The sequence below is a fragment of the Bradyrhizobium sp. SZCCHNS3002 genome, from assembly GCF_032377435.1.
Taxonomy (GTDB): domain Bacteria; phylum Pseudomonadota; class Alphaproteobacteria; order Rhizobiales; family Xanthobacteraceae; genus Bradyrhizobium.
Genome location: NZ_JAUHHY010000017.1, coordinates 1 through 18,884, shown reverse-complemented (window position 1 = coordinate 18,884; position 18,884 = coordinate 1). Strand labels below are relative to the sequence as shown.

General features: G+C 65.0%; 18 protein-coding genes. 4 read left to right on the top strand and 14 right to left on the bottom strand.

Annotated elements, in window-relative coordinates; all coding sequences use genetic code 11:
* Positions 1-4: 4 nt before the first annotated feature.
* From QW845_RS28660 to QW845_RS28640, 5 genes are all read right to left on the bottom strand, one after another.
* Entirely contained in the window at positions 5-1,420 is a 1,416-nt protein-coding gene (locus tag QW845_RS28660) for a hypothetical protein (protein ID WP_315804860.1), read from the bottom strand.
* Positions 1,417-5,046 carry a hypothetical protein gene (locus tag QW845_RS28655; protein ID WP_315804859.1) on the bottom strand — a complete coding sequence of 1,210 codons (3,630 nt, stop codon included), beginning with the start codon at positions 5,044-5,046 and terminating at the stop codon, positions 1,417-1,419. Before QW845_RS28655 ends, QW845_RS28660 begins: the two co-directional genes overlap by 4 nt.
* 7 nt (positions 5,047-5,053) lie before the next feature.
* The gene (locus tag QW845_RS28650; protein ID WP_315804858.1) at positions 5,054-5,806 is read right to left on the bottom strand and encodes a hypothetical protein; all 753 of its coding nucleotides are present in this window, start codon (positions 5,804-5,806) and stop codon (positions 5,054-5,056) included.
* A gap of 222 nt (positions 5,807-6,028) precedes the next feature.
* On the bottom strand, positions 6,029-6,424 hold the full coding sequence (locus tag QW845_RS28645) for a hypothetical protein (protein ID WP_315804857.1): 396 nt from the start codon (positions 6,422-6,424) through the stop codon (positions 6,029-6,031).
* Between the two features lie 166 nt (positions 6,425-6,590).
* The gene (locus tag QW845_RS28640; RefSeq protein ID WP_315804856.1) at positions 6,591-6,881 is read right to left on the bottom strand and encodes a hypothetical protein; all 291 of its coding nucleotides are present in this window, start codon (positions 6,879-6,881) and stop codon (positions 6,591-6,593) included.
* Positions 6,882-7,015: 134 nt separating this feature from the next.
* Here QW845_RS28640 and QW845_RS28635 point away from each other — a divergent pair, with 134 nt between their 5' ends.
* The 3 genes from QW845_RS28635 (at position 7,016) to QW845_RS28625 (ending at position 9,538) form a co-directional block, all read left to right on the top strand.
* Positions 7,016-8,203, top strand: coding sequence for an acyltransferase (locus QW845_RS28635; protein ID WP_316216072.1), 1,188 nt, complete (start codon positions 7,016-7,018; stop codon positions 8,201-8,203).
* A gap of 796 nt (positions 8,204-8,999) precedes the next feature.
* Positions 9,000-9,182, top strand: a complete 183-nt coding sequence (locus QW845_RS28630) for a hypothetical protein (protein ID WP_315804960.1) — start codon at positions 9,000-9,002, stop codon at positions 9,180-9,182.
* A gap of 161 nt (positions 9,183-9,343) precedes the next feature.
* Positions 9,344-9,538 carry a hypothetical protein gene (locus tag QW845_RS28625; protein WP_315804854.1) on the top strand — a complete coding sequence of 65 codons (195 nt, stop codon included), beginning with the start codon at positions 9,344-9,346 and terminating at the stop codon, positions 9,536-9,538.
* A 66-nt stretch (positions 9,539-9,604) separates the two neighbouring features.
* On the opposite strand, the gene QW845_RS28620 is transcribed toward QW845_RS28625, so the two are convergent.
* The 4 genes from QW845_RS28620 to QW845_RS28605 all read right to left on the bottom strand — a co-directional run bounded on the left by QW845_RS28620 (position 9,605) and on the right by QW845_RS28605 (position 12,018).
* Positions 9,605-10,051 (bottom strand): host attachment protein, encoded by a 447-nt coding sequence (locus tag QW845_RS28620; RefSeq protein WP_315804853.1) that lies wholly within the window; start codon positions 10,049-10,051, stop codon positions 9,605-9,607.
* A 69-nt stretch (positions 10,052-10,120) separates the two neighbouring features.
* Positions 10,121-10,534 (bottom strand): DUF3775 domain-containing protein, encoded by a 414-nt coding sequence (locus tag QW845_RS28615; protein ID WP_315804852.1) that lies wholly within the window; start codon positions 10,532-10,534, stop codon positions 10,121-10,123.
* Positions 10,535-10,728: 194 nt separating this feature from the next.
* Positions 10,729-11,193 (bottom strand): hypothetical protein, encoded by a 465-nt coding sequence (locus tag QW845_RS28610; protein ID WP_315804851.1) that lies wholly within the window; start codon positions 11,191-11,193, stop codon positions 10,729-10,731.
* 114 nt (positions 11,194-11,307) lie between these two features.
* Entirely contained in the window at positions 11,308-12,018 is a 711-nt protein-coding gene (locus tag QW845_RS28605) for a hypothetical protein (protein WP_315804850.1), read from the bottom strand.
* Positions 12,019-12,240: 222 nt separating this feature from the next.
* On the opposite strand from QW845_RS28605, the gene QW845_RS28600 reads away from it, so the two are divergent.
* A complete protein-coding gene (locus tag QW845_RS28600) occupies positions 12,241-12,624 on the top strand; it encodes a VOC family protein (protein WP_315804849.1) in 384 nt (127 codons plus the stop codon).
* Positions 12,625-12,640: 16 nt separating this feature from the next.
* On the opposite strand, the gene QW845_RS28595 is transcribed toward QW845_RS28600, so the two are convergent.
* The 5 genes from QW845_RS28595 to QW845_RS28575 all read right to left on the bottom strand — a co-directional run bounded on the left by QW845_RS28595 (position 12,641) and on the right by QW845_RS28575 (position 18,773).
* Entirely contained in the window at positions 12,641-13,096 is a 456-nt protein-coding gene (locus tag QW845_RS28595; protein ID WP_409997977.1) for a hypothetical protein, read from the bottom strand.
* A 125-nt stretch (positions 13,097-13,221) separates the two neighbouring features.
* A complete protein-coding gene (locus tag QW845_RS28590; RefSeq protein WP_315804958.1) occupies positions 13,222-15,903 on the bottom strand; it encodes a PAS domain-containing protein in 2,682 nt (893 codons plus the stop codon).
* Between the two features lie 113 nt (positions 15,904-16,016).
* The gene (locus QW845_RS28585) at positions 16,017-16,820 is read right to left on the bottom strand and encodes an NUDIX hydrolase (RefSeq protein WP_315804848.1); all 804 of its coding nucleotides are present in this window, start codon (positions 16,818-16,820) and stop codon (positions 16,017-16,019) included.
* Positions 16,821-16,822: 2 nt separating this feature from the next.
* The gene (locus tag QW845_RS28580; RefSeq protein ID WP_315804957.1) at positions 16,823-17,776 is read right to left on the bottom strand and encodes a dihydrodipicolinate synthase family protein; all 954 of its coding nucleotides are present in this window, start codon (positions 17,774-17,776) and stop codon (positions 16,823-16,825) included.
* Positions 17,777-17,894: 118 nt separating this feature from the next.
* Complete coding sequence (locus QW845_RS28575) at positions 17,895-18,773, bottom strand: SDR family oxidoreductase (protein WP_315804847.1); 879 nt, start codon at positions 18,771-18,773, stop codon at positions 17,895-17,897.
* Positions 18,774-18,884 lie beyond the last annotated feature (111 nt).

The following is an 18,884-nucleotide window of genomic DNA, read 5'->3' as shown; positions in this document are numbered from 1 at the left end:
CCCTTCAGATGTCGGCAAAGACGCCGAAATGATCGCTGGTGTTGCGGACGCGCCCGTAGTTGCTCCAGCCGGTCAGATTTCCGGCGCCGCCGATCCCGGGATAGTTCGCCGCCGTCGGCGCGCCCGGCCATCCCATCGGCGCCGCGGTGAACTGGTTGGCCAACGCGACCGTGCCGAGGGGAGGATTGTCCGGCGGCGCCATGACCCCGTTCATCGGCGTGCCGGTCACCGTGTTCATGATCGTGGTCTGATAGTTGTGCATGCCGTTGTGCGGCCAGACCAGGACGTTGTCGATCGAGTAGAACGGCGCGGCGACGAAGTTCGAGCCGACATAGCCGTAGCCGGGATAAAAGCTCTGTCCCGGCCCGCCGCCGTTGGACCAGAGGAATTTGGACGCCGCCGTCTTGTCCTTGCCGCGGATATGGGTGGAGAAATAGCCCTTGTACTGGTCCAGATTGACGGGAACGCCCACCGCCGTCGGACTGACGAGCAGCGTGTAGGCACCGGGTCCGCCGGTGAGCGGATTGTAGAGACCCGAGGCCGTTCCGTTGACGGCGAACAGATTGACGTTGAAGTCGCCGCCGATCACCCGCGTCTCGTTCACACCCAGGGCGCCGACGACGTCGTTGATCGTCGACATCGTGGTGATGTAGTTCGCCGCCGCGGGGTTGTTCGGCGGCGAATGGATGCCGAAGATGGTGAGGTCGCGCTGGACGTTGCCGAGATTGTCGGCCTCAGTGAACGTCGCCATGAACGGCTCGCGCAACCCGGCGAAGGCAACGGGCGCGCCGAGCGTGGTGGTGAAGGCGATGCGCGCGGCCACGACGTCCTCGTTGAGCCCGCCATTGTGCTGAGCGGCCGCAGGAATCTGCCGCACGCCACCAAGCCCCGGGGGGACCAGCATTCCGTTGACGTTGACGGCACCGAGAGGCACCAGCATGCCGTTGTACGGCGTGGCGACGCCGCCGCCCGGCGGCACCGACATGCCGCCATGCCCGCCGGTCCAGATGTTGGGCCCGGTGAAGTAGCGGTTGAGGGTGCCCGCAGTGTTGGTGCGGCGATAGAGAATACCGACCGTTTCGGCGCGCCCGCCCACCCCGGTGTAGAGCGGCGGCACGGCGTTCCATCCGCCCGCCACCATGGTGGCGGGGTTGTTGAGCCCGAACTGCACCATGGCGAGCGCATTGATGCCGCCGGTCTGGCTCGCCAGCGCGTTGGGCGCATTGTCGCCGGAGCTCACCTCGATGATGACGATGATGTCCGGCTGGGTGGCCGTCAGCACGGCATTGATCACCGCGCGGCGCTGGATCGCGCTCTGCATGTCGTTGAGGCCGCCATGCCCGCGCTGCCGCTTGATCGAGGCCGAAAAGATCTTGTTGATCGAGAAGTTCTCGATGTTCCAGAACAGGATCCGCGTCATGTTGACGGCTCCTGCAGCTCGGGCTTGTTTGCGGCGAATGCGAGCGACTGCTCGCAGCCCGGATTGTCGTCGGCGACGTAGGCGGCATACCAGCCGAGGCTGCCGGTGTTGTCGGGATCGCCGAACAGGAAGAACTGGATGTTGGCGGACGGCGGCAACTTGGCGATGCCGAAGATCTTGATCGCGATATCGTCGATCCGCAGGCAGTAGAACCACTTCGGCCCGTCTTCCGGCAGCTTGCGTCCCGATGCGGTCGGCACCGGCTGGCGCAGGATCGAGATCGCGCCGACCGCAACCTTGATGACGCCCTGGATGCTGAACAGGCTGGCGCCGGGCGCCGCGCCCGGCAGGCTCATGCCGATGAAGACCGCATGCTGCGCGTCCGAGCCGGTGGTGACCGGCGACCATGCCGCAAGCAGTTGCGACTGGAAGCCGACGCCGGAGGCGAGTGCTCCCGGGCCGCCCAGCGTGATGTCGTAGACGACGCCGAACCAGGGTCCCTCCAGCTCGGTCAGGTTGAGCTGCGAGGTCACCGGCAGGAAGCCGAGATCCGACGGCTTCTGATCGCCGGTCGCGTTGACGAAGCTCTTGAGCTGCAGTGCGAAGCCGCGGAACAGGCTGGTGTCGCGCATCCTCGAGCCGTTGAGATTCCAGGCCAGGTTGCCGGTCGCGACCTGGAACCGCTTGGCTCCGGGCGTCGCCTGCGGATAGGTCATGCCGATCACGAGGCCGGAGAAGGCAAGCCCGACGCCGAGCGCTTCCTCCGGCGTGTCCGGCGGGCTGCCGAACGAAAGCAGGTCGAGCGTCTCTCCGATGGTGCTCTCAAGCGCCGTGAAATCGAACTGTCCCCAGACCAGGAAGTTGCTGGCCACCGTGGCGCCCTGGTCCTGGGTGCCAATCGTGTTGAACTGCACGCGGTCGAAGGCAACGGCCGGTAGCACGTTCGACGGGCTGGTCAGCACGTTGGTCGTGTTCTGCTCGAAGACATAGGCGCCGCGGCCGCCCTGGTCGACATAGCTGCCCTTGAGCACGATTCCCGTGAAGGGCTGCGGCGTGCGGCGCGAGTACAGCCGCGAGACCGGCGCGCCGAACAGCGCCGCGACCGACAGCTGGACGTGGCTGTCGAACCGCGTCAGCCTGGCGTTCTCGAACAACGACTGCAACTGCAGCACGGTGAAGTCGAACTCACCGCTCATCTGCACCGCCACCGGCACGTCAGGCGCAACGCCGTTGGAGATGTTCATTGCATAGCGCGGATCTTCGTAGTCGATCAGGCCGAACAGGCTCGAATTGCCCGGGGGCATCGTGATCCGGCCGCTCCGGCCATCGACCGTGACGCGGCTGACGGTGAAGCCGAAATGATGGGCGTTGAAGCGGGTGAAGTCGATGCCGGCGGCAAGCCCCGCAATCTCCGGCGGCATGTCGCGCTGGCCGAGATCGGCCGCGAGCACGATGACGCCGGTCCAGTTCGGATCCTGCGCGATGCGCGCGAAATTCTCGTAGAATGGGCCGGACGCTCCCTTCGAACGCACGACGGCTTCCGCGATGTAGTCCTGCAGCCATTGCGACAGGCCGGTGTAGGACAGCGCGGCGGTGACCGGCGGCGTGCCGGGCAACAGCGAGAACTGCTCCGCCGACGTCCAGCGATTGGCATTCGTGACCCGCTCCAACAACGAACCGGAGCAGAACTTCATGATGACAACGTTGCGGTAGGCGGTCGCCGACGCGCCGGCGCCGACCGCCGCGGTCATGGTCCAGCCCGCGATGTTGACGGTGTTGGCGAACTGCGCGCCGGTGCCGAACGGCTCCGGATTGACGGCGACGAGAAAGAGCTGGTTGGTCTGCAAGGCGTCCTGCATCGCCTGGGTCGGAGCAGATAGCGCGAATGGCAGGGTGTTGCCGTCGCGGTCGATCGACTGCGCCATGCTGACCTTCAGATAGGCACCCGTCGTCGGATCGCCCGCGATGATGAAGCCCTGCGGCGTCGTCCCATCGGTGCTCGGGCCGTCCGGCAGCGTGCCGCGCAGCGCGTGAGCCCGCGCCGCCTGCACGCGCGCCGACCACGTCTTGCTGCCATAGCTCGAGATCAGCGACTTACGGGTCGCGGCCACGATCTGGCTTTCGAACTGGACGAGCGTAGCGCCATCGAGGCCGCTGCTCGCAGCAGCTCCATAAGGCACCAGCGGAAACGTCTTGTCGCTGCCCTGGGCAAGCGGCATGAATGGCGGCGCCGATTGCAGGATCGCGACGTCCTCGGCGCCGGCGCCGGCCTCAGCCGCAGCGTAGATCGCGCTGCCTTCGGGCTCTGCGAGATAGTCGACGGCGCCGCCTCCGGAGACGATGGTCACCCAGGAGGTCTGATGCTCGTCCGTCAGGCGCGCCGCGACGGCACCGCTCGTGGGACGGTTGAGGTCCGCCGTCTCGAATGGAAACACCGGCGCGTAGCCCGGCTTCGAGGGAATGCCGTTGAGACGATCGTTCTGGGCTGCAGGCAGGCTGACGTCGTACGCCTTGAAGCTCAGCGCTTCCGATCCGAACAGTCCGCCCATCAGCTTCGCCAGCTGCCCCGCCGAGCTGCCATCGGCGCCGAGCGCGTAGTGGCCGGCCAGGCTCAGATAGGTCGTGCCTGTCTCGACCGCGGCCGTCTTGGCGGCGCTGGTCGCAAAGGCGAAGCCCCCTGCCCCGAGCGCCGGCGCCGTATCCGCGCTGCCAGCCCCGAGCGGCGTCAGTTGCACGACACGCCCGCCGGTCGTGCGGAATTCGCTGGTCAGCGCCGGCGCCCCCTTGATGGCGAAACCCGAACGCAGATAGCCCTGCTCGAGCTGCTCTCGGCCGATCGCGCGGTTGGCCGGATCGCCGAGGTCGAAGGCGCCTGCGATCGAAAGCTGCGACGGCAACGCCGCCACCGTCATGGCGGCATATTGCGCAGCTTGCGGCGACGTCGTCGCGTTGTTGTTGATGACGTAGCGGACGCCCTGCTCCAAGCCCTGGCTGACGAACGCCTGCTTCGAATCGAGCAGCCCATCAAAGGTGACGCAACCGGTGTTGGCACCGCCGAACGGCACGTAGGCGTAGATGCGATTGTTGGAGGTCCGCGCAAGCCGAATGCCGAGCGGGTTGTCGCCCTTGCCCGAGAAGCCGACGAACGGAGGCGAGCTCAGCGCCGAGCCCGACAGGCGCAGCGCCCCACCATCGATCTCGATCCGGGTCTGATCGAGAATGTAGAATTTGGCGTTGCGGGCGAACCAGAGGTTCAGGTTGCCCGAGACCTGGTAGACCGGCGGCAGGTTGATGAAGGAGATGCCGTAACTCTCGAAGTCGCCAAACCTGACCGGATTGGCCGAGGCCAGCCAGACGACGGCGCGGTTGCGCGTCGCCTTGCTGATATAGGTCCGCACACGCTCGGCGAACCCGCCGGGATCACGATCAAGATCGGCGGGCCGCTGCGTCGCGAAAATATAGCTGCCACCGTACTTCTTCAGCGAGTCATCGTAGTTGATGAACGGTGGCAGCGACGAGCCCGTGCCGAGAAGGTAGCCGGCCCAGCCAACCGAGCCGGCAACCCTGGTCTCGTAAATCGCAGAGGAGTCGACCTGCTCGAACTGCGCTGACGCGGACGCGTCCATGCTCGTATCACCCGATCGGGAAAATGCCGAGCAAGGTGCCCGCCAGTGAATAGAGAGCGCGATCGTCGATGATATCGCCCTTGATGATGGTCACCGTATATTGCGCCGAGCCCAGCGCAGCATATTGCACCGTGATGCCCGCCTTCCACGTCGTCGCGCCGATCGTGATATCCGCGGCGAGAACCGCGGTGATCTGGGACTGCGAGACGATCGGCGTCCAGACCGGGATGCGGCCCTGGTACTGGAACGAAACGTAGGTCGTGTTGTTGGTGTCGCCGCTTGGCGTCGTCACCACGTTGCTGTTCGGACTGGTCGGCGTATTCACCGTCGGCAGCGCCGTGAAGGCGGCGCGCGGATACTCTTCGGTCCGCGTAGTCGCGGGCGGCGCTGCCTTGACATCCAAACCGATCGGGAAGATGCCGAGCGTCACGCCCTGGAGCAGGTAGAGCCCACGGTCGTCCACGATCTCGCCCGAGATGATGGTCACGGTGTACTGGGTCGATCCCAGCGCCGCATACTGGATCGTAATGCCTTTGCGCCAAGTCGTTGCGCCGATCGTGATGTCAGTCGCCAAAACGACCTGAGGTTGCGCCTGCGAGACAACCGGCGTCCAGACCGGAATGCGCCCCTGATACTCGAACACGAGCTGCGTCGTGTTGTTTTGATCGCCCGTCGGCGTCGCGACGACCTCGGTGTTGGGGCTTGTGGGGGTGGTGACAACGGCGGGAGCCGAAAAACGAAGGCCTTCATGATGAGCCATGGCTATCTCCTTTTCTAAAACACAGATTGAAACCCGCAGTACGCAACCGCCGGCGCGGCTGAAACGAATGGAAAATCAACTAAGCTACCAATGATTGAAATCTATCAGAGGTTGTGGCGTGTAACAGGGTTCGCCGCGGTGGTCAATCGGGCCAGATCACAGTCTTCCCCCCACGCCCGGTCACATTCTGGTGTTTACATTTCAGGCGAAGCCGGGCGCCGCTCAGCGGCTGACTTGTTTCCGGAGCATCTGCATTGCACGCTTCATCGCTGCGGACCGGATGAACGAGCCGAGCACGAATCCGGTAAAGCTGCTCTCCTTTCCGGAATCGACAATCTCCCCGCTCATCGTGACCGTGTAGTAGCGACCCATCGGGTGCATGGTCACGGTCAGTCCCTTGCGCAGGACGATGCCTGCAATGGCAATGTCCTCGGTCAGCTCGACCTCCACTTCGCCAATCGACACCAGCGCTCTCCAGCACGGGATCGTACCGTTGAAAAAGAAGGTCACCCAGGTGCTGTCATTCGTGTCGAACGTTGCAGCCACCTGCGCATTGCAATTCGTCGTCAGCTGGGTGTTGACGGTTTGATCGGTGAGCTGAGATGGCGCAGCGAGCAAGGCGACTCCCGTTCTCTTCAGGCGCTCAGCGTCGTGCAAAACGACCCGCTAGAGGGTAACAAATAACTAGCTGTGGTCGGTTTGCGAGTCCATTTGCAATCCGGCCCCTGCACCAGTCCGGACGGGGGCTCTGCATCTCACGCAGGGGCGACCATGCCCCTGGCCGTCACGTCCCGCGGATCGAGGAGTCCAGGCGGCTTTTCGCAACCGGCCCGATCCGCTGCAAGAGCTGCTCTTCCCAGGTTTCCTCAAACTCTAGCAGCCCTGTTGCCCGCTCCTTCCCCCCCGCCGATCGCATGCCGCGCGCCGGGAAACGCCTCGACCGGTGGTCGGACGCTGCTGACGGCAAAGTTGATTTTTCCATATTTTTCAATCCGTTGTCGTGACTGCAACGTGAGATGCCGCCGCGGCGGACGTCGCAAGCGGCAGACGCCGGAATGATCAGGCGCAGAATCATCTCCGGCCTGGACGCCTGATCGTCGCTCGGCGGGCGGCAATCCCGTCTCCGGCGGCGTGCGTCGGGTTGCCTCCAGGCCCTGCTGTTTCTACAACAGCCGGAGCGCCTCCCAAGCATCAGGACCATCCCCAAAAGTGAACGAGCAACGCTTCATCGGCTCGCTGACCGGCTTGCGCTTCGTCGCGGCCGCAACGGTCGCCATCGGCCATGGCGCCCCGTCGTTGGCGCAAGGCCCGCTGCCGGAGCTCATCGCACAAATCAGCAGCATCGGAATGACGATGTTCTTCGTGCTGAGCGGATTCGTCCTGTGGCTCAACTACGCCGAGCGCTTCCAGTCGCAACCGCTCGGAAGCGCTCTTCGCGAATTTGCCATCGCGCGCTTCGCCCGGCTCTACCCCATGTACGCCGTGATTGCGCTCGCAGTCGTCGCATACATCGTGATTGCGCGAGGTCTTTCGGCCCCGTCGCTCGGCTTCATCCTCACGATGACGCAAGCCTGGTTTCCCGTGCAGAACGGCACCATGCTGGTCGCAGTCGTGCCATCGCTGCAGCACCTCTGGTCCATCAGCGTGGAGCTGTTCTTCTACCTGCTGTTTCCATTCGTCTGCCTGCTGTTTGCAGCCGTCGTCCGGCTGCAAACGATCATCTGGATCGCGCTGGTGAACATCGTGACGTTCGCGCTGACGATCGCGGCCGCCTTCACCTTCGGGGATGCGTTGCTGCGGGCCGTCGCGCCGAGCCTGACGCAAAACGGGATGCAGTGGCTCACCTACTACTCTCCCTATCTTCACATCGCTCAGTTCCTGGCCGGCTGCCTTGCCGCCATGATCTACAGGAACCGCGCCGATGCCAGCGTCGGTGACGGGGAGCGGCGCTGCGTGAGGCTCCTGTTCTGGCTTTCGCTGGTGAGCCTCATCTGTGCGCCTGTGCTGCTGTTTCTGCAGCCTCGTCTGCCCGGCTGGTCATTCGCGATCGAACTTGCCGTACGTCTCATCGAGATCTCGGGATTTTCGATCGTCTTCGTCGCCGCCAGTCGATACGGCCATGCCCCCTGGCTGTCGTCCAGAGCCCTGATCATTGGTGGCGAATGCAGCTATTCGATCTATCTGCTGCATCCCTTTCTCATTCGGCTTGCGATGATCGGAAAGTCAGATGCTCCTGGCGCTCTTGAGCTCGCACTGCGGCTCGGTCTGTTCGTTGCGATTGCGACGGCGATGGCCTGGATCACCTACATGCTCATCGAGGCACCGTCGCGGGCATGGTTACGGAGAGCCTTCCGCACCAGCGCACCACGCGACGTGATCCATGCGAGGCCGGTCTGAGCGCCGGAGCTTCGTCTTGCTCCTGATACAAGGCACGGCTCGCGACAGCCGGCGGTCCGACCCACGTTCTCGCGCCGGTGATCAGCCCTCGTATATTCACCTGCTGACACAGGCCTTCGCCTGTCTGCTCCATTTGAACGCGGTTCCGCACGGCGGTCTTGGCCGAGCGCCCGCGGGGCATTCGTTCCACACCGGCGCTCCCACCTCCCAGCCATTCACGACGCAGCCGCCATTCGGCGCGACGTGGCACCCTGGGCCGCAGGACTCATTGGCGTCCATCCGGCCGGCCCCTGCCGCAAGGCCGGTCAGTAGCACGACCGAGAACATCAGCCTCATCGCTTCGCTCCGTTGCCTCTGAGACGACGAGCCCATGCGACTGCGCCCCAGCTGAAACCATGAACGTGCCAAACCGTTCCTCAGTTTGTCGCAGCCTGCTCGAGCTGCTTTCGTCGGAGATCGTCGCCGCCAGCCTGTGACGAAACACCGCGCCGCCACCACACTCCAGCCCCACTACGCGCACGACTGCGCCATATCCGTGCACGGGAATGGGAAACCATCGTAGCGAGAAGGTTTTCACCATGTTGGGCGATGATTGCGCAGCCTGGGCGAGCCGGAAGCGGAAAAGTCACCTCTCCACGCCAGTTTGATCGTGGTGAGGCGCTGGGGCGCGCGCTTAGAAGCGGGACGAGCCAAACAACATCAAGAACCGGCGGCACGAACTGCCGGCCAGCCTTGGATCGTCCGGATGTATGCCGGACGGGCCCGTGGCGAATGCAGGGAGCGACAGATCGACATCATGACACGAAAGCTTTCAGTCCGCGAAGTCATTGCCAGATCTTATCCCAGTTGGGACTATGCCATGGCGGATCGGTTGATCGCATGGCTCGATCATTGTGGTTACGAGATCGTGGAGAAGAAGCCGGAGCGCACCGCGGCTCTCGTGACCGATGACGCGCGGCCACACGTGATCGGCGCTTGATGAATTGAGCGCCTTTCGCCGGGGCGCGGTGAACGATCAGCGCTCCTTGAGCGGCAGCGCTCGGGCGCCGCAGGAACTGTGCATCCCGTCCTGGGGTTCAGGATGACAAGACCAACGCTCGACGTTTCATCGAGCACCATGAGATCAGGGAAGGATCACCAATGTCTCGCAAGCTCACGCCACGCCAGGTCATCGCACGCTCCTACCCGACCTGGGATTACGCCATGGCCGATCGCCTGATCGCCTGGCTGGACGATTGCGGCTACGAGATCGTCGAAAAAGGAGCTGCGCATGTGGGCGCAAGCCTCGTGCCTGCGGCGCCGGAATCGACACCGTCGCATGAAAGCACACATTGATCCCGTCGCGATCACCGAGACCGCGAACGGGGTCTCCGGACACTCATTGGCATGAGACAGCCTGGCTCAGGCAAGCAGTTGCTTCTCGATTTCGTAGACCGGAAGCTTGACCAGATCCTTGTGGACCTCGCCATGCAGCGCCTTTCGTACCGCGTCGGAATAGTCGGCGCGGATGATCCCGAGCGCGCGCGGCGACGCCACCATCGTGACGGCTTTGGTTTCGCCTGAAATGACAGCATGATGCAGGCGATCGGCAAGCTGCTTGAGAAAGATACGCTCAGCCTGATCATGCCAATCCGTCTGATCCACTGAACTCCGAGCATTGCCAAATGACGGCTGCACCGAGCCGGGAGCGTCAGTGCCCTGAGCGCTCGTGCGGTCGTTCTCCTGTTCACGGACCTCTTTGGTGTGCAGGTTCGGAAACATGCTGTCACCGACGTTCTCGAGGATCAGCGCCTTGCGCCCGTCGCACACTACGATCCAATCACCGGTTCCGACCTTCATCTTGTCCATGAGATTACTCCATCATCCGAATTACAGCGAAGAATGTGCCGGCGAGCTCATCGGGAGAAGCCGCCGCAGCTATATGCCTTCTTCGAAATCTTCCAAGGAAAGGCCGAACTCCGAGAGAGCCTCCTCCAGATAGTCGCCGAGCATCGGCGTTTCGATCAGATACGTCGCCGTGCGATTGTTGTGCGCCTGAGCGGCCTGCGCACGAAGCTCATCCCAATTGTCCAGCGAGCCGTCACCCCGGCCCAGCCACATCAGCGTGACCAGATCGATCTGTTCGTCGACATTGAGGCCCCTGATGAAGCTGACGAGCTCCGACCGGTCCGTTTTCAGGCCTCGCCCACCGGTACCGGGCGCCGTGTCGTCATCTGCCAAATCTGCCAGCAATTCGGGTTCGGCCGCTTCCATTTCGTGCTGGTGGATCTTGGTCACGACGAAGGCGACCTTCTCCGGCGAGATCGAGAGGGTGGGCGTGGTAGTCGTCATTCAGCGTCTCCTGGGTCCCCGGGCAAACGCCCCCAGGTCCCGTGCAGAGACGCTAGGCGTTCCGGAAGGAGCGCACTTTGCGCAAGATCAAGGCAGCGTAGCGGCGTGAAAACCAGCGCAGCACCCCGCGCGAGCCCCGGAGCGCGATTGCAGCGGGACCGCTTGGATCGACCAGGGACCGCGGGCGATCGATACTACCAAGTCCAATCGAGAGAGCCGACATGCGGCTGCTGCGCGACCAGAATCATCGGTCTGCCCGGATGAGCTTTTGCGGTCCTTCGCTTTTTCGCCTCTGCAGCCGGCTTGCCTGTGTCGGCAATCCGCGTCGCGCGAGGCTTCTCGGCGGACTTCACGGCCGCAACCTGCGGGTTGGTCTCGACGGCGCTCATCTGCGCGAAGGCGTCGCGGGCACTGGGCTTGGCCACTTCTGCCGCAGGCTGCTCCGCCTTCGCGAGCTTCACCGGAGCCGGCGTGGCGATCGAGGTGTCCATCACGATCCGCTCCGGCCACTTTCTGGTGGACTGAATGCGCACCGGGGGAAGGTCCGACGCAGACGACAGGCTTGCAGGCAATGGTACGCTGGGAAGCACGGCATCCGCCAGGACCAGCAGCGCCAGCAGAGTTCCACCGACGAAAAGAAAGTAACGCAGAATGGGCATAATTTACCGCTCCGTCGGCACTTGCGCCGACATCCACCTAACGGAGGATCATGACAGTATGTTCCCGCGTCGAACGCTCGGGTTCAAAAACCGTGGGAGACTAGCGCGACATAATTAGATTTTCGTCGCTGCAACCAGCGCGCATTTGGCCGCGCTGACGTTAACGTTGACGAATCCGACATGGACCGCCGCGAAGGTCTTCCGGCTGCGCGGCCCGACTTGGCCGGGCACGATCCGTCGGCGGTCGCTGACATGGCTACCGTCCCGCCGGCTGAAGGCGCAGCTGATTTCGACGTCCTTGATTGCGAAACTGTTGGCATTCCGTACCGTGAAGGTCACCAGCGCCCTCGACCCAAGACCGCCGCGCCGCCAGGACTGGGAACTGATCCGCAGGCTGGACAGAGCGGCCGGGTCGAGCGCAGGGGATGAAGCAGGCGGTATCGTCGGCGACAGGCTGGCATTGGCGTCCATGACGGTCCGGCCGGAGCCGACCACCGGGGACGAATCGGGGTGCGCGCTGGACTTGGCCGCCGGGCTGGGCACCACAAATGAGAGCCCACGCGACGTCTCCGTCCCGTCTTCATCCCCTTCATAGCCGCTGCTCGGGGAGGCCGATCCGACCCGCGTGAGGCTGGAGTCGGCCACCTCCTCCTCTTCGACCGACATGATCAGCCACCCGACGACGCTGAACATGATCAGCGCGAGGATCGCCACCCCCGACACCGCGGCTCCCAAAGGGATGGACGCTCCGTCGCTTCGGCGCATGGCCAGCGACGCCGTGGCATCGGGCTTGCGCCCCAGCAAACGAGAGAGACCCGCGCTCATGTCTGCACCATCGGCTGCCCGGCGGGGGCATCTGGAAGCTTCAATCGGCAAACATCGATAGGGTTGCATGCAAAGCCGACAATTGGAGGGCAGGCCCGGATACCGGTCGGTATGCCGGGCTGGCGCGGCCGGTGACGGGCCGGTAAACATCCGACCCGTTGCCGGCACCTCGAGAAACGCCGCCGCGCCGCAGCCGGTTCACCCTTTCGAAAGATCTCGACGATGTTGAATGTCACGTGGGACCACATCCATCTGCGCAGTCCGGACCCGGAAGCCACCGCTAATTGGCTTCACGACATTCTCGGCGGCGAGATCATCCGCAATCCCGGCCGCATCGACGTCAGGCTCGGCGGCGCCAGCGTGTTCATCGCCAAGGTCGAGCCGAACGACGGCGTCAACGCGCCGCCTGTGACGCCGCACCAGGGCCTCGATCATTTCGGCCTCACCGTGAAGGACATTGACGCCGCGGCCGCCGAGCTCAAGGCCAAGGGCATCACCTTCACGACCGAGCCGACCACGATCCGCCCCGGTGTTCGCATCTGCTTCATCCGCGGGCCGGAGGGCATTTCCATCGAGCTGCTGGAGCGCGACAAGAAATACACCTGAGCGCCGCCCCGTCCGGCTACGACATGCTACCCGGCATGAAGCAGCGGATCTGGAGGCCCTGATAGCCGCGCATCGGCCACACCATCGTGCGGCCGACCCGGTTGGGCTCCGTGATGACAGCGTCGTCGGGAACGTCGAGCCATTCACCCTCGATGCGGACGCGGTAGTGACCGCCCCTGCTCTCCCAGTCGACATCGCTGACGGCGCTGCCATCGGCGTCCGAACAGCACGGGCCCTTGCCGCTGCGCAGGCCGTCGAACCATGCCTTCATCTCCGGCGACGAGTTCGCGTACTGGCCGCGATCGCGCGCCAGTGACGGTGGCGCGGCGAGTGCGATCAGCAGCGCCGCACTGCCGACCTGGACAGGTGGCTTCCATCGCGCGGCCGCCTGCGGCCTCGAGACCGTCCTGCTGATGTCGGAGCGATCAGCTCGATGCGGCTCACGGCCGCGGCAAACAATCCATCTGCTCATTTCCATCTGGTCCATCTGGCTCCTGCACCACCCCAGGGTGCACGGATAGAAATGCATCAACCGGGCCAGATTTCGTTTCGATCTCGGCTTCGTGAGAGTCAATCCGGGGTTTTACGCAGACCGCCCTATTCGGCCGCCTGCTCCAGCGGCGCGACCCGCGGCAGAATGATCTGGACGCGCGTGCCGGCGCCCGGCTCGGAGTCGAGATCGAGCCGGCCGCCGAGCCGGCTGGTCACGATGCTGTAGACGATGTGCAGGCCGAGCCCGGTGCCGCCCTGGTCGCGGCGCGTCGTGAAAAAAGGATCGAAGGCGCGGCGGCGAACGTCGAGCGACATGCCGCAGCCATTGTCGGAAAAGATGATCTCGACATTGTCGCGGCCGGACTCACGCGCCCTGATTTCGATCACGCCGCTCCTGCCGTCCGGAAACGCGTGCGCGACCGCATTGAGGAACAGATTGGTCAGGACCTGCCCGTACGGCCCGGGGTAGCTATTCATCACCAGGTCGGGCTGGCAATCCACATTCACCGTCAGGTTCTGTCTGCGCACGCCCGGGCGAAGACTCATCACCACCTGCTCGGTGAGATCGGCGAGATCGAAGCTGCGTTGATCGGAGTAGTTGCGGTCCGCCGCCACCTGCTTGAACGACTGGATCAGCTCGGCCGCGCGATTGAGATTGGCGACGAGCTGTCCCGCGGCGCTGCGGCTCATCTCGATGAACTCAGTGAGACTCGACCGCCGCAGCTCGCCCCGCGTGACCGCCTCGCTGAAGCGCTCGGTCTTGCGCTCGAGCGCGGAAGCGACCGTCAGGCTGATGCCGACGGGGTTGTTGACCTCGTGAGCAACACCGGCGACCATGCGCCCGAGCGCCGCGAGCTTCTCGGCTTCGATCAGCGAGGCCTGGGTCTCGCGCAGGTTCCGGAGCGCGGTCTCGGCGGCCTCCTTGGCCTTGCGCATCTCCAGTTCGCTCTTCTTGCGCTCGCCGATGTCGAGCGCCACCGTGACGATCTTGTCGACCTCGCCGTCGGCATCGAGAAGCGGTAGCTTGTTGACCAGCCATTGCCGCATGACGTTGCATGAATCGAGGTATTCCTCCTCGTAGAACCCGAGGCCCGCCTTCGTCGCCAGCACGCGCTTGTCGTTCGAGTCGGTCTTGTTCGCGCCGTAGCGCGACATCAGCTCGCCCGTGGTACGACCGAGCGCATCCTCGGGCTCGACGTTGAAGATGCCGGCCATATAGCGGTTCATCAGGACATAGCGCAGCTCGCGATCCTTGACGTTGATCACCGCCGGCACCGTGTCGATGACCTGCTGCAGCAATCGCCGGCCTTCCGCGATCGCATCCTCGGCGCGCTTCTGATCCGTGATGTCGCGGACAACGCCTTCGTAGCGAACCACCTCGCCGCTCTCGTCCCGCACCACCGTGGCGCTGTCGGAAAGCCAGCGGACCTCACCGGTGCGCCGCCGCACCTGGTATTCGAACTCGCGCACCATGCCGTCGCGCCGCATCAGCCGCTGATAGCGTTCGCGCGCCAGGGGATGGACATAGATCGTATCCGCGATGTCGTTGACGCTCTGGATCAGCTCGCTCGCGGATTCGTAGCCCATGATGCGCGCGAGCGCCGGATTGGCATTGAGCACAAGACCGCTTGGTGTGGTCACATAGATGCCGTCGATCGAGGCTTCGAACAGCTTGCGATAGCTCTCCTCGGCCAGCCGCTGCTCGGCCAGCGCGCGGACCGCCGCCTCGCGCGCCGCGTCGGCGTCCTGCAAAGTCTGCCGGAAGACCTCGGCCGCCCGCGCGATGTCGCCGATCTCGTTCTGAACGTCGGTCTGGGGGATCGACGCCGCCTTTTCGCCTGCCGCCAGCGCCCTGATCGAGCGTGCGATCGAGGCCAGCGGCCGCACGGTGCGCCGGACCACGAAAGACGCAGCGAAGATGCCGATCAGAACGCCCGCCGTGCCGAAGATGATGCTCTGCCATTTCGTCTCCGCCAGGGTACGGGCGAAGTCGCGCGACAGCACCTTGCCCTGGCTCGCGCTCAAGGCGCGCAGCAACTCGGTGACCCGGCCGATCAGCCGCCCCTCGATGCCCAGCACCTCCTTGTCGAGGCGCGCGATCTCGTCCTCCGTGCCGGCAATGGCGATGATCGCCTCGGCATAGCGGTCGGCGGCCGCGCGAAGCGCGCTGTCCTCGATCGGCATTGCGCGCATGCTGCGGGCGGCCTGCTCGGCGCCGGCCGGGTCGCGCGCCAGCAGCGCCGCGCCGACCTGGTTCTGCACCTGGAACAGCGCCCGCGCCGTGCCGCGATCGGTCAAGCCGGCGATGGCGTCCTCGAAGCTCTCGCGCGCCGCCGGCAAACCCGACAGCAGCTCGGCACGCCGGGCGATCAGCGCGCTGATCCGGTCGATGCCCTCGCGGTAGTTGGCGAGCCGCTGGGCGACGCCATCGATGGTCGCCTGCTGCTCCGGCGCGAGCTGCAGGCGCGTCTTCTTCAGGAGCGCGCTGAGCTCGGTCGCTGCCTCCATGGCACGGTCGGAGCGCGAACCGGGATCGGTGACGAAATCACGCGCCGCGAGCCGCAGCTCGTTCATGCGCTGGTCGATTTCCTCGGCGAGATCGCCGACACCCTGCAGCCGCTGCAACTCGGCAAAGGTCGAATCGATGTGGCGGATGGCGATGACGCTCGCCATGCTGGTCGCGGTGATGACGGCCAGCAGCAGCAAAAAGCTGCCAAAGATCATCCGCCCGATCGTCATCGATCGGAGGCTGCTGCAGGCCGTGTCGAGGTCCGGTAATCTACTCATGGGATCCGATGGTCGGAACCGCATTATATACGAGCCGCCGCGCGGCTGAATGAACATATAGAGAACAACTCTCGTCCGCGCATCATCCGCCGGACGAAAAATAGCCTGTGCGGTTAACCGGCCGCACCGAACTCGAATACCTCCCCATCATAGCCGGCCTCGCGGGGGATGCGCAGCTGGCGACCGCCCTCGGCGGTCCTGGTCATCACCGGCATGACGGTGACGATCTCCATGTCGCGCGCCGCCGCCAACGCCCCCGCCACCGCCGGCTGTTTGCCCAGACGGATCAGGTTGCGGGTCGTCGGAAACGGCAGCTTGAACCGGCCGTCCTCGCCGCCGGCCAGCGCCTCGCGCGGCGAGACCCAGACGGAGTCGGTCGATTCCCGGCCGTCATGGGCGCCGAGTTGGTCCGGCGGCGCGGCCGCCAGGAAGAACCAGGTGTCGAAGCGCTTCGGCATGCCCTCGGGCGTGATCCAATGCGCGTAGGGAACCAGCGCGTCGAGCGCCAGCACCAGGCCGTGCGCCTCGATGACCTCGAGGAAGCTGGCCTTGCCTTCGCACAGCGCCAGGCGATGTGCAGCCTCGATCTCGCGGGCGGCAGCGGCCTCGATCAGCGCGTCCGCGCCGCGCGCTCGCGCCAGCAGGATGCCGCTCTCCTCGAACGTCTCGCGCACGCCGGCGATGCGGAAGCCGAGCGCCTCGGCGTCCAGACCATCGTCGCCGGCATAGAGCTCCGGCCTGCCCGCGACCTCCTGATCGCCATTGTCGACGCTGCCGCCTGGAAACACCAGGGCGCCCGAGTTGAACTCGATCTGATGGTGGCGCACCATCATGAATACCTCGATCTCACGTGCGGCTGCGCTATCGCGCAGCAGCAGCACGGTCGAGGCGGGACGGACGGCGGCAGCGTCAGCCATGGTCACTCCGCGGCGGTGGCTCGGGGTTGCAGATTGGCGCGGGCGTCGGTGCGGGCGACACGCGACAGCAGATAGTCGACCTCGGCCTTGGCGGCCGCCGTGATCGCCGAGGCCGGCTTGCGCTGCGCGCTGGAGGCGATTGCGCCGCGCTTCTGCAGCACGTATTTGCGCACGGCAAGGCCGGCGCCGGGCTGCTGCTCGTAGCGGACCAGCGGCAGATGCGCGTCGAACAGGTCGTGCGCGGCATCGCGCTTGCCAGCCTGCGACAGCTTGACGACGTCGACCAGCATTTCCGGGAAGGCGTAGCCGGTCATCGCGCCGTCGGCGCCGCGCTCCATCTCGAAGTCCAGGAACAGGCCGCCATTGCCGCACAGGATCGACAGCGGCCGCAGCGAGCCGTCCTTCTGGAAGCCGCGCAGCGCCGAGATCTTCTCAAGGCCCGGCCAGTCCTCATGCTTGAGCATCACGCAGGACGGACTGTCCATGACGATCCTGCGGATCACCGCCGGCGTGAACTGCACGTTCAGCGTCAGCGGATAGTCCTGCAGCACCCACGGAATGTCCTCGCCGATCGCCTCCTGGGCCTGCTTGAAATAGCCCGTGATCTGATCATCGGTGCGCAGGGTCGGCGGCGGCGCGATCATCACGCCGGCAGCGCCGGCATCCATCGAGGCGCGCGCCAGCGCGCGCATCGTCGCGAAGCCCGGCGCGGAGACACCGACGATGATCTGCAGGTTCTTGGCGCGCTTGGCAAAGCGCACCGCAACCTGCTCGGATTCCGCCGCGTCCAGCTTCGGCGCCTCGCCCATGATGCCGAGCACCGTGATGCCGTCGCAGCCGGCCGCGGCATAGAAATCGACCAGCCGGTCGATCGAGGCGTCGTCGATGCGGCCGTCATCATGGAACGGGGTCGGCGCGATCGCGAAGGTGCCCTTGGCGGCGGCGGTGAGCTTCATCATCTGTCTCCAATCTCTCTGGCGTCATTCCGGGATCGTCCGCAGGACGAGACCCGGAATCTCGAGATTCCGGGTTCGCTCGCCGTCGCGAGCGCTCCGGAATGACGACCTGAATACATCAAAACCGCCGTGCGGACTTGGCTATCTCGGCCTCCGAAAAGAATATCTCCCCTGCATGGGCGGCGATGTCCTCGGCCTTCCAGGCCGACGACGGCGGTTTCCATCCGTCCATTTCCATCATGCGCAACTCGCGCACGCCGCGTGGGCCGGAGACGCCGAGCACCTTGCCGGTCTGATCCCCCGAGAGACTGCTGACCATGTAGAGCACGGCCGGCGCGATGCCCTCGGGCGTCAGCGCCGCGCCCGGGTTCTCCTTGTAGCGCGGCAGGTCGGCCGTCATCCGCGTCAGCGCGCCGGGCGCCAGGGTCCACACCCGGATGTTGTACTTGCGGCCCTCGATTGCCAGCACGTTGGACAGGCCCCAGATACCGCCCTTGGCGGCGCCGTAGTTGGACTGGCCGAAATTGCCGATCAGGCCCGAGGTCGATGAGGTGTTGACGATGACGCCGCCGCCATTGTCGCGCATCCAGCGGAACACCGGCAGGGTGCAGCAGAAGGTGCCTTTGAGGTGCACCTGGATCACCTTGTCCCAATCCGCTTCGCTCGACTTGGCAAAGGTCTGGTCGCGCAGGATGCCGGCATTGTTGACCAGGATGTCGGCGCGGCCGAAATGCCGGATGGCGTCGTCGAACACAGACTGCCCGCCGGCCATGGTGGAGATGTCGGCGGCGTTGGCGACGGCGTGGCCGCCCTCGGCCTTGATCGCGGCCACCACCTGCTCGGCCATCGACAGGTCGGAGCCGGAGCCGTCGCGCGGCCCGCCAAGGTCGTTGACCACCACCGCCGCGCCCTCGCGCGCGAACAGTCTGGCGTAGGCCTCGCCGAGGCCGCCACCTGCGCCGGTGATCAGCGCCACCTTGCCGTCGAGCAGTCCCATGGGTGCGTCCTCCGCTTATGTTCTTGCTTTCTCCGTCATGGCCGGGCTTGACCCACGGCTGTCCGGTTCAGACAGACTGGACATGGTGCATGGCGTGGATTCTTCTGCGGT

What these genes read in the sequence shown, in the direction of transcription:
- QW845_RS28660 (WP_315804860.1), bottom strand. Translation starts at nt 1,420, where the DNA reads ATGACGCGGATCCTGTTCTGGAACATCGAGAACTTCTCGATCAACAAG.
- QW845_RS28655 (WP_315804859.1), bottom strand. Translation starts at nt 5,046, where the DNA reads ATGGACGCGTCCGCGTCAGCGCAGTTCGAGCAGGTCGACTCCTCTGCG.
- QW845_RS28650 (WP_315804858.1), bottom strand. Translation starts at nt 5,806, where the DNA reads ATGGCTCATCATGAAGGCCTTCGTTTTTCGGCTCCCGCCGTTGTCACC.
- QW845_RS28640 (WP_315804856.1), bottom strand. Translation starts at nt 6,881, where the DNA reads ATGATTCTGCGCCTGATCATTCCGGCGTCTGCCGCTTGCGACGTCCGC.
- QW845_RS28630 (WP_315804960.1), top strand. Translation starts at nt 9,000, where the DNA reads ATGACACGAAAGCTTTCAGTCCGCGAAGTCATTGCCAGATCTTATCCC.
- QW845_RS28625 (WP_315804854.1), top strand. Translation starts at nt 9,344, where the DNA reads ATGTCTCGCAAGCTCACGCCACGCCAGGTCATCGCACGCTCCTACCCG.
- QW845_RS28620 (WP_315804853.1), bottom strand. Translation starts at nt 10,051, where the DNA reads ATGGACAAGATGAAGGTCGGAACCGGTGATTGGATCGTAGTGTGCGAC.
- QW845_RS28615 (WP_315804852.1), bottom strand. Translation starts at nt 10,534, where the DNA reads ATGACGACTACCACGCCCACCCTCTCGATCTCGCCGGAGAAGGTCGCC.
- QW845_RS28610 (WP_315804851.1), bottom strand. Translation starts at nt 11,193, where the DNA reads ATGCCCATTCTGCGTTACTTTCTTTTCGTCGGTGGAACTCTGCTGGCG.
- QW845_RS28605 (WP_315804850.1), bottom strand. Translation starts at nt 12,018, where the DNA reads ATGAGCGCGGGTCTCTCTCGTTTGCTGGGGCGCAAGCCCGATGCCACG.
- QW845_RS28600 (WP_315804849.1), top strand. Translation starts at nt 12,241, where the DNA reads ATGTTGAATGTCACGTGGGACCACATCCATCTGCGCAGTCCGGACCCG.
- QW845_RS28595 (WP_409997977.1), bottom strand. Translation starts at nt 13,096, where the DNA reads ATGAGCAGATGGATTGTTTGCCGCGGCCGTGAGCCGCATCGAGCTGAT.
- QW845_RS28590 (WP_315804958.1), bottom strand. Translation starts at nt 15,903, where the DNA reads ATGAGTAGATTACCGGACCTCGACACGGCCTGCAGCAGCCTCCGATCG.
- QW845_RS28585 (WP_315804848.1), bottom strand. Translation starts at nt 16,820, where the DNA reads ATGGCTGACGCTGCCGCCGTCCGTCCCGCCTCGACCGTGCTGCTGCTG.
- QW845_RS28580 (WP_315804957.1), bottom strand. Translation starts at nt 17,776, where the DNA reads ATGAAGCTCACCGCCGCCGCCAAGGGCACCTTCGCGATCGCGCCGACC.
- QW845_RS28575 (WP_315804847.1), bottom strand. Translation starts at nt 18,773, where the DNA reads ATGGGACTGCTCGACGGCAAGGTGGCGCTGATCACCGGCGCAGGTGGC.